The organism is Xanthobacter autotrophicus (assembly GCF_029991245.1).
GTDB classification, from domain to species: Bacteria; Pseudomonadota; Alphaproteobacteria; order Rhizobiales; family Xanthobacteraceae; genus Xanthobacter; species Xanthobacter autotrophicus_C.
The window spans coordinates 1-9,370 of sequence record NZ_JAIVFO010000165.1; the positions used below are offsets into that span (position 1 = coordinate 1).

The window sequence follows — 9,370 nt, forward strand, 5'->3', positions numbered from 1 at the left end:
GTCCGGCATCGCGGGGGAGGTGGCACCAGGCCCCCTCGCGGGTCTCCCCTGCGCGGGGAGGAAAGTCGTGTCGCCGCAAAGGGGAGGCGGGGAGGGCGGCAGCCACGCGTCCGGGATACCCCTAAGGCTAGGCTCCCGGACATGCCGCCCTCCCCCTCACCCTTCCCCCGGCGCGGGGAAGGGGAAGCGTGAACCTCATCCCGACGGCCCCGGTCTTCGACCGGCGCCGAAGGTGTCTCAGCCGGCGCGGCGTTTCCGGTCGATCAGCTTCATGATCAGCGGCGTCAGCAGCAGCTGCATGGCGAGATCCTGCTTGTTGCCGGGGATGACGATGGAATTCGCCCGCGACATGAAGCTGTCGTGGATCATCGACAGCAGGTACGGGAAATCGATGCCGTGGGGGTCGCGGAAGCGGATCACCACCATCGATTCGTCCGGCGTGGGGATCCAGCGCGCGGCGAACGGGTTGGAGGTGTCCACCGTCGGCACGCGCTGGAAGTTGATGTCGGTTTCGGTGAATTGCGGGCAGATGTAGCGCACGTAATCGGGCATGCGCCGCAGGATGGTGTCGGTGACATCTTCCGTGGAATAGCCGCGGGTGGACTTGTCGCGATGGATCTTCTGGATCCATTCGAGATTGATCACCGGCACCACGCCGATCTTCAGGTCGGCATGCTGGGCGAGGTTGATGTCGTCGGTCACCACCGCGCCGTGCAGGCCTTCGTAGAACAACAGGTCGGTGCCGGCGCCCACGTCTTCCCAGTCGGTGAAGTTGCCGGGCTCGGCGCCGTAGAGTTTGGCTTCCTGGGCGTCGTGGACATAGTGGCGGGTGCGGCCGGCGCCGGTTGAACCATAGTCCTTGAACAGGGTGCCCAGCTCGTCGAGCAGGTTGGTGTCGGGGGAGAAATGGCTGAAGTGGCGGTTGCCCTTGGTCGCCTCGGCGGCCATCAGCTCACGCATTTCCAGGCGGTTGTAGCGGTGGAAGGCGTCGCCCTCCACGAAGGCGGCCTTGACCTTCTCGCGGTAGAAGATCTGCTCGAAGGTCCGCTTCACGGAGGTCGTCCCGGCGCCCGACGAACCGGTGACGACGATGATGGGATGCTTGATGGACATGGAGTGCTCGGCTCTTCTGTGTCTTGGCTGCCGGGATCAGATGAACAGGCCGCGCCGCGCGAACAGCGGCGAGCGCTCGCCGTGGCCCGAGGGCTCCAGGTGATAGCGGGCGGCGCGGGCCACCTCGTCGCGCGAGCCGAAGATGAAGGGCACGCGCTGGTGCACGCCGGTGGCCGACAGGTCGAGGATCGAGCCGCGCCCGTCGATGGCCGAGCCCTGGGCCTGCTCCATCAGGAAGGCCACCGGGAAGGCCTCGTAGAGCAGGCGCAGGCGGCCGTGGGTGTAGCCCTTGCGGCTGTCGCCGGGATACAGATAGATGCCGCCGCGCTGGAAGATGCGGTGCGCATCCGCCACCATGGACGCCACCCAGCGCATGTTGAACTCGCGCTCGCGCGGGCCCTTCTTGCCGGCCAGGCAATCGTCTACATAGGCGCGGATCGGATCGTCCCAGTGGTGGTAGTTCGACATGTTGATGGCGAACTCGGCCGCGCCTTCCTTGACCCGCACCGCCGCGTTCACTAGGCGGAAGGTACCGTCCTTGTCGAGGGCGAAGTGCCAGGTGCCCGCGCCCACCGTGAGCATCAGCGCGGTGTGCGGCCCGTAGATCACATAGCCGCCGGCGAGCATGTCGCGACCGTTCTGCAGGAAGGCGGTGACGCTGGCCGCGTCGGTGCCGTCCTGGTGCGGGAACACGGCGAAGATGGTGCCCACCGAGATGTTGGTGTCGATGTTGGACGAGCCGTCGAGCGGGTCGATGGCCACCAGCAGCGGGGCTGCCGGGTCGAGCAGCACTGGCGCGTCGTTCTCCTCGGAGGCGACGGCGGCCACCGGAGCCTTGCGCAGGGCGTCGATGACCATGTCGTTGGAGATGATGTCGAGCGCCTTCTGGCCCTCGCCGGCTTCGCCGGACGAGAGGGTGCGCGCGAGGTCGCCGGCGAGCGGCCCCTCGGCGATGGCGCGGGCGAGCTGGATGGTGCCTGCGGCGAGCGCGGTGAGGGTCGCGGCGACATCGCGGCGGCGGGCGTCCTCGCCCGCCCATTCCTCGAGCGCGCAGGCAAGCGTGATTCCGGGTGCGGCGCGATGATCGGCGGTTGGCATGGCGGTCGTCTCCCTGAGGGTCTTCTCCGCGCGACCCGTTCGGCGGGCCGTCATCGGTGTTTTTGGTCCCTCAGCGTTATTCGCTGCGGGGCTTGTAGTCGGGGGCATCGATGCCCCCCGAGAACACACGGCTGGCGCGGATATCGCCTTCGGTGATGGTCGAGAGCGCGGCGCGATCGGCGAGGCCCCCGTCCTCGAACAGGCGCAGCGACAGGCGCAGGCGCATGCGGTCGAGGGCGTTGCGGATGGACCGCGCATTGGCGAAATTGGGCTGCGTGCGGCGCTTGGAGACGTATTCTTCCAGCGCCACCGCGGCCTCGGGGCTGAACGTGTAGTCCGCCGCCTCCGCCATGGTCCTGGCGATGGAGACCAGCTCGGCGTCCTCGTAGTCGGGGAAGTCGATATGGTGGGCGATGCGCGAGCGGAAGCCGGGATTGCTCTCGAAGAAGCGATCCATGCGGTCCTTGTAGCCGGCGAGGATCACGACCAGATCGTCCCGCTGGTTTTCCATGACCTGGAGCAGGATCTCGATGGCTTCCTGACCGTAATCCCGCTCGTTCTCGGGCCGGTACAGATAATAAGCCTCGTCTATGAAGAGGACCCCGCCCATGGCTTTCTTAAGAATCTCTTTTGTTTTCGGTGCCGTGTGGCCGATATATTGACCCACGAGATCATCCCGCGTCACCGAGACAAGATGACCCCGTCGCACATATCCCAGGCGATGGAGGATCTGCGCCATCTTGAGGGCAACCGTGGTCTTGCCGGTGCCGGGGTTACCGGTGAAGGCCATGTGCAGGGTCGGCGCGCCGGAGGTCAGGCCCAGCGTTTCGCGGGCGCGGCCGATGACGAGGTGGGCCGCGATCTCGCGGATGCGACGCTTGACCGGCTTGAGGCCGATGAGGTCGGCCTCCAGTTCGGCGAGGAATTCAGGCACTTCACTTTCGGTAAAGAGAGCGCCGAGGTCGAGCTTGCCCTCGGCGGCCTCGGCCGGCAACGCGGCGGTCGGTGCGGAAAAGGCTGTGTTGAGCATCGCTCGAACCTCGGCTTAAGTTGCGCGGTGGGAACGGCCGCGCTGGTGAAGCGGTAAAGACGTGAAGCGGTTGGATCAGCCGGCGGAATACTGCCGGTGGTGCATGGAATAGTGCTGGCTGCGGCCGGGACCTTCGGTGCGCTCCAGGCGGAAGCCGTCTTCCACCGGCGGGCGCTGGACGATGAAGGACAGGCGCACCGTCTCCCACCCGCGGGTGGAGTCGAAGGCGTTCACCCGCACATAGCGCGTGGGGAAGGCGTTGCGGCAGCCGTCGATCTCGCCGACGACGCCGGCGGCGTCGCGCAGGTCGAACATGGGCGGACCCCACATTTCCCAATAGGTGTTGCGCGGGTGCGGGTCGTCGGTGTGTTCCACCGAGACCGCCCAGCCCTGGTCCAGGCAATATTGCACCTGGGCGCGGACCTGGGCCGGCGTGAGGTCGGGCAGGAAGGAGAAGGTGCCTTGGGTGATGCGCATGGTTCCTCTCCTCAGGCCACGGACGCGGTGGGAACGAAGTCGGACGTGTCGGTGGAGGCGTAGTTGAAGGTCACCTCGCCCCAGGTATCGAGGGCGGCCCGCAGCGGACCGCACCACTTGGCGGCCTCGATGAGGATTTCAGGACCCTCGTTCTTGATGTCGCGGCCCTCGTTGCGGGCCAGGATCATGGTTTCCAGCGCGACGCGGTTGGCGATGGCGCCGGCCTGGATGCCATCGGGATGGCCGATGGTGCCGCCGCCGAACTGCAGCACCACGTCCTCGCCGAACAGGTCGATGAGCTGGTGCATCTGGCCGGCATGGATGCCGCCGGAGGCCACCGGCATCACCTTGCGCAGGCCCGCCCAGTCCTGGTCGAAGAAGATGCCGCGGGTGTAGTCGGTCTTGGTCACGGTCTCGCGGCAGACGTTGTAGTAGCCCTGCACGGTCATGGGGTCGCCTTCCAGCTTGCCCACCGCGGTGCCGGTGTGGAGATGGTCGACACCGGCGAGGCGCAGCCACTTGGCGATGACGCGGAACGAGATGCCGTGGCCCTTCTGGCGGGTGTAGGTGCCATGGCCCGCGCGGTGCATGTGCAGCAGCACGTCGTTCTCGCGGCACCAGTTGGAGATGGACTGGATCGCGGTCCAGCCCACGATGAGGTCCACCATCACCACCACGGAGCCGAGATCCTTGGCGAACTGGGCGCGGCGGTACATCTCTTCCATGGTGCCGGCGGTGATGTTGAGGTAGTGCCCCTTCACCTCGCCGGTCTCGGCCTGGGCCTTGTTGACGGCCTCCATGCAGTAGAGGAAGCGGTCGCGCCAGTGCATGAAGGGCTGCGAGTTGATGTTCTCGTCGTCCTTCACGAAGTCGAGGCCGCCCTTCAGCCCCTCATAGACCACGCGGCCGTAGTTCTTGCCGGACAGGCCGAGCTTGGGCTTGGTGGTGGCGCCCAGCAGCGGGCGACCGAACTTGTCGAGGCGCTCGCGCTCCACCACGATGCCGGTGGGCGGGCCGCGGAAGGTCTTCACATAGGCCACCGGCAGGCGCATGTCTTCCAGGCGGCAGGCCTTGAGCGGCTTGAACGAGAAGACGTTGCCGATGATCGACGCGGTGAGGTTGGCGATGGAGCCTTCCTCGAACAGGTCGAGGTCGTAGGCCACCCAGCAGAAATACTGGCCCGGCTGGTTCGGCACCGGCTCCACCTTGTAGGCCTTGGCGCGGTACATGTCGGCGGCGGTGAGGCGGTCGGTCCACACCACCGTCCAGGTGGCGGTGGAGCTTTCGCCGGCGACGGCCGCGGCGGCTTCCACCGCGTCCACGCCGTCCTGGGGCGTGATGCGGAACAGGGCCAGGACATCGGTGTCCTTCGGCTGGTAGTCGCCGTCCCAATAGCCCATCTGGGCGTACTTGAGCACGCCGGCGGCGTACCTCTTCTTGGCGTCCTTGATCTGCCCGATGGCGGCGTCGGCACCCATGATGGCGGCCCTCCTTGCTTGTTGGAGGGACCTTGCTCCATCGCCGGATTTAGGTAAATTTGAATGATATGAACTAAGCATTCAGGAAATCTGAAATGGCCTCCCACTGGACCCTCAAGCAGCTGCGCCTGGTGGCCCTTGCCGCGGCCTCAGGCTCCTATGCCAAAGCCGCGCAAGACATGGGTTTGAGCCCGCCGGCGGTGACCGCGCAGATGAAGGCGCTGGAGGAGGACCTGGGCGTTCCCGTGTTCGAGCGGGTCGACGGCCGGCTGCGACCGACCGCCGCTGGTGCGGAGCTTCTGGCCGCCCAGCAGCGCATCGCCCATGCCCTCCAGGAGGCGGAGCGGGCGATTTCGGCGCTGAAAAGCCCCGACCGCGGCTCGGTGGTGGTGGGGGTGGTCTCCACCGCGAAATATTTCGCGCCCATGGCTCTGGCGGCGTTCCGCAAGCGCCGGCCCGAGATCGAGCTGAAGCTCATGATCGGCAACCGGGAGGAGATCATCTCCGGCCTCATGAGCCTTGATTTCGACGTGGGCATCATGGGCCGCCCCCCGGCCGAGCTGGAGGCGGAGACCCAGATCCTCGGCGACCATCCCCATGTGGTCATCGCCCCGCCCGAGCACCGCCTCATCGGCCGGCGCATCTCGCCCACGGACCTGGCGAAGGAACCGCTGCTGGTGCGCGAGCCGGGATCGGGCACCCGCATCCTCATGGAGCGGGTGTTCGAGGAGGCGGGCGTGGCCCAGCCGGCCATCGCCATGGAGATCGGCTCCAACGAGACCATCAAGCAGGCGGTGATGGCGGGGCTGGGCCTCAGCTTCATCTCCGCCCACACGGTGGCGGCGGAGGTGGCGGACGGGCGGCTCAAGGTGCTGGAGGTGCAGGGCCTGCCGGTGGTGCGCCAGTGGCTGGTGGTGCGGGCCAAGGAGAAGCGCCTGCTGCCGGCGGGGCGGGCGCTGCTGGATTTCCTCGCCCGGGAGGGCGGCAGCTTCCTGCCGCAGATGCCGGAAGGCGAGGGCGGCCGCTGCTTCCTGCCGCAGAAGCCGGCGGCGTGAGGATCAGGCCCGCGCGGCACCTGAGCGGAACCCTCTCGGCACCGGTCGCAGACCGGGACCGTTGGCCTCCAGGTGAGGACCTGAAAGGGCTGCCGCCGCAAAAGAAAGGCGCCGCGCTCCATGGGGGCGCGGCGCCTTTTCTTTCGGGGTGCGAGAGGCCGGAACCCTCGGCGACAAGCCCTCAGCTTTTGGCCGGCTGCTTCTTTTTGAAGGCCGACTTGATGTTGTCCCACAGTTCGATCTTCACGCCGTGGCGCTTCATGATCATGGCCTGCTGGCTCACCGAGAGCGTGTTGTTCCACGCCCAGTAGATCACCAGGCCGGCGGCGAAATGGGCCAGCATGAAGGTGAAGATGATGGGCATCCAGTTGAAGATCATCTGCTGGGTGGGGTCCGGCGGGGCCGGGTTCAGCTTCATCTGCACCCACATGGTGACGCCCATGATGATGGGCCAGGCGCCCAGCATGAGGTAGGAGCCGACCACCGGGACCGAGGACGGATCCCACGGAATGAGCCCGAACAGGTTGAAGATGGTGGTGGGGTCGGGGGCGGAGAGGTCGCGGATCCAGCCGAAGAAGGGCGCGTGCCGCATCTCGATGGTCACGAACAGCACCTTGTACAGGGCGAAGAAGACCGGGATCTGGATGAGGATGGGCAGGCAGCCCGCCACCGGATTGATCTTCTCCTTCTTGTACAGCTCCATCAGCGCCTGCTGCTGCTTCACCTTGTCGTCGGCGTAGCGCTCGCGGATGGTGGTCACCTCCGGCTGCACCGCCTTCATCTTCGCCATGGAGGCGTAGGATTTGTTGGCGAGCGGGAAGAAGATGCCCTTCAGGATCACCGTGATGATCAGGATGGCGACGCCGAAATTGCCCACCAGGCGATAGAGCCAGTCGATGGCGAGGAACAGCGGCTTGGTGATGAAGTAGAACCAGCCCCAGTCGATGAGCAGGTCGAAGCGGTCGATGCCGTAGCGCGTCTTGTAGCCGTCCACCACCTGCACCACCTTGGCGCCGGCGAACAGCTGGCCCCGCGCGGCGACGGTACCGCCGGGCTCCACGGTGAGGGGGGCGGCGAGATAGTCGGCCTGGAAGGTCTGGCTGCCGGCGAAGGTGGAGGTGGAGAACTTGGCGTCCACCTTCACGCTCTGGTCGGGGATGACGGTGGCCGCCCAGTATTTGTCGGTGATGCCCAGCCAGCCGCCGGTGGCGGCGAAGGTGAGGGGCTTCTCCTTGTCCATCTTGGCGTAGGTGATCTCCTGCAGCCCGCTTTCGCCGAGCACGCCGATGAGGCCCTCGTGCAGGATGTAGAAGCCCTCGACCTTGGGAATGCCATGGCGCGAGACGAGGGCATAGGGATAGAGCGTGACCGGAGCGCCGGTCTTGTTCTCCACCTCGTCCTTCACCGCGAACATGTAGTGGTCGTCGATGGTGTAGGTGCGGTGGAAGATCAGGCCCGCGCCATTGTCCCAGGTGAGGGTCAGCGGCGTGGTCTCGGTCAGCGTGCCGCTGGCGGTCCACACGGTGTCGGGTCCGGGCACCTTGACGCCGGTGCCGGCGGCCGCGGTCCAGCCGAATTCCGCATAGAAGGGATGGGGCGCGCCGGAGGGGGACAGGAGCACGATGTTCGGGCTCTTGGGGTCCACCGTCTCGTGATACTCGGTGAGCAGCAGGTCGTCCACGCGGCCGCCCTTGAGCGCGATCGAGCCCTTGAGGCGCGGCGTCTCGATGGCGGTACGGGGGGTCGAAGCGAGGGCTTCCTCGCGGGTCAGGGGCCGCGCCGGGACGGGGCTCCCCGCCTGCGGCACACCGGCGGAGCCGGGTGTGGCCCCGGGTGTCGTGCCGGGCGCTGCGCCCGGGGTCTGCTGCTGCTGCGCCTGCTGGGCGATGCGCTGCTGCTCGGCCGCCTGGCGCTGGCGCTCGGCCTGTGGAATGCCGAAGAAAAACTGCCAGCCAATGAGGATCGCCAGCGACAAGCCGATGGCGATGAACATGTTGCGGTTGTCACTCATGCCGGAAGGCCTCCGTCGGCGGGCGTCGGCTTAATGTCGTCGGATGGGGGGGTGATCGCGCCGGCCGCGGCGCCGGCCCCTCCGGTGGACGCGGGGTGCTCCGGCCGGCCTTCCGCCTTGCGGACGCCGTGCGGAGCATTGGACTTTGGAGCATCGGGCTGGGGTGCATCGGCCTTGGATGCGCCGGTCTTGGGAGCATCAGTCTTGGGAGCATCCGTCTTGGGGTCGTGAACCTTGCCCCCGTGAACCTTGCCCCCTTGGACCTTGGGCCCCTGGACCTTCGCCCCTTGCACTTTGGGCGTGTTGACCTTGCGCACGCTGCGCTCGATCTCACGCACCAAAGTTTCGAAGGGGGTCCGCAGCGCGGCTTCGCGCGCCACCAGCACGTAGTCGAAGCCGGCCCGGCCTGTTTCGGGCAGGACCCGGCGCACGGCCTCGCGCAGACGGCGGCGGATGCGATTGCGCACCACCGAATTGCCGGTCTTCTTGGTGACCGTGAAGCCCACGCGCACCGTCCCGGCATCGCCGCGATCGCGGCCCTGCATCAGGAACGAAGTCGCCCCGGCCCGTTCGGCCTTGGCGGCTGCGAGGAAGTCACGGCGTTTGCGGAGATGATCCAAGCTGGGCAGCTCCGCGAATGTCCACCCCTCAGGCGGACAGGCGCTGGCGGCCGTGGTTGCGGCGGGCGGCGATGATCTTGCGGCCGTTGCGGGTCGCCATGCGCGCACGGAAGCCGTGGCGGCGCTTGCGCACGAGCTTGCTGGGTTGATAGGTGCGCTTCACGGTCAAGTCTCCGGGTATCTTGCGTGGCTTGTGGCATCGGACCCCAGCAGCGAAGCTGCGCCGGCGCTTGTCGCCGGTGCCCGCTCGCGCGGCTCGAAAACGAGTTCGATGCGAGCAATGAGGGCTGGGCTCCGGCCGCCGCAGCCGCCTGAGTTCGGGGTCGGCTTATAGGGGCGGGAAGCCCGCGCGTCAATCCGGAGCGTGCGGGAGGCAGGTCTCAGTTTGAAAAGAAGCGCCGGTGAACCCCGCTCTCCAACCCCGACCCGGCCAACTCCCTCTCCCGCTTGCGGGGGAGGGGGCAAGGCGCCGGGGCAGAATACCGGCG

9 protein-coding genes are annotated in these 9,370 nt (G+C 67.1%); 1 reads left to right on the plus strand and 8 read right to left on the minus strand.

The genetic code is table 11. From position 1 onward, the window contains the following. Nucleotides 1–237: 237 nt before the first annotated feature. The 5 genes from K9U41_RS19905 to K9U41_RS19925 all read right to left on the minus strand — a co-directional run bounded on the left by K9U41_RS19905 (nucleotide 238) and on the right by K9U41_RS19925 (nucleotide 5,196). Nucleotides 238–1,113, minus strand: a complete 876-nt coding sequence (locus tag K9U41_RS19905; protein WP_282642593.1) for a phosphoribulokinase — start codon at nucleotides 1,111–1,113, stop codon at nucleotides 238–240. A gap of 36 nt (nucleotides 1,114–1,149) precedes the next feature. Then, nucleotides 1,150–2,211 carry a class 1 fructose-bisphosphatase gene (locus K9U41_RS19910; RefSeq protein WP_282642594.1) on the minus strand — a complete coding sequence of 354 codons (1,062 nt, stop codon included), beginning with the start codon at nucleotides 2,209–2,211 and terminating at the stop codon, nucleotides 1,150–1,152. A 76-nt stretch (nucleotides 2,212–2,287) separates the two neighbouring features. Beyond that, entirely contained in the window at nucleotides 2,288–3,241 is a 954-nt protein-coding gene (gene cbbX, locus K9U41_RS19915) for a CbbX protein (RefSeq protein WP_282642595.1), read from the minus strand. A gap of 75 nt (nucleotides 3,242–3,316) precedes the next feature. After that, nucleotides 3,317–3,718, minus strand: a complete 402-nt coding sequence (locus K9U41_RS19920; protein ID WP_282642596.1) for a ribulose bisphosphate carboxylase small subunit — start codon at nucleotides 3,716–3,718, stop codon at nucleotides 3,317–3,319. An 11-nt stretch (nucleotides 3,719–3,729) separates the two neighbouring features. Further along, entirely contained in the window at nucleotides 3,730–5,196 is a 1,467-nt protein-coding gene (locus tag K9U41_RS19925) for a form I ribulose bisphosphate carboxylase large subunit (RefSeq protein ID WP_282642597.1), read from the minus strand. Nucleotides 5,197–5,291: 95 nt separating this feature from the next. On the opposite strand from K9U41_RS19925, the gene K9U41_RS19930 reads away from it, so the two are divergent. Continuing rightward, nucleotides 5,292–6,251, plus strand: coding sequence for a LysR family transcriptional regulator (locus tag K9U41_RS19930; RefSeq protein ID WP_282642598.1), 960 nt, complete (start codon nucleotides 5,292–5,294; stop codon nucleotides 6,249–6,251). 181 nt (nucleotides 6,252–6,432) lie between these two features. Here K9U41_RS19930 and yidC read toward each other — a convergent pair whose 3' ends face one another. From yidC to rpmH, 3 genes are read right to left on the minus strand one after another with little or no spacing between them, the layout of a single operon-like run. Beyond that, nucleotides 6,433–8,262, minus strand: coding sequence for a membrane protein insertase YidC (yidC, locus tag K9U41_RS19935; RefSeq protein WP_282642599.1), 1,830 nt, complete (start codon nucleotides 8,260–8,262; stop codon nucleotides 6,433–6,435). Next, nucleotides 8,259–8,882: a ribonuclease P protein component gene (rnpA, locus tag K9U41_RS19940; RefSeq protein WP_282642600.1), complete on the minus strand. Its 624-nt coding sequence runs from the start codon at nucleotides 8,880–8,882 to the stop codon at nucleotides 8,259–8,261. Before rnpA ends, yidC begins: the two co-directional genes overlap by 4 nt. Before the next feature lie 28 nt (nucleotides 8,883–8,910). Continuing rightward, nucleotides 8,911–9,045 carry a 50S ribosomal protein L34 gene (rpmH, locus tag K9U41_RS19945; RefSeq protein ID WP_012113946.1) on the minus strand — a complete coding sequence of 45 codons (135 nt, stop codon included), beginning with the start codon at nucleotides 9,043–9,045 and terminating at the stop codon, nucleotides 8,911–8,913. Between the last annotated feature and the right edge of the window lie 325 nt (nucleotides 9,046–9,370).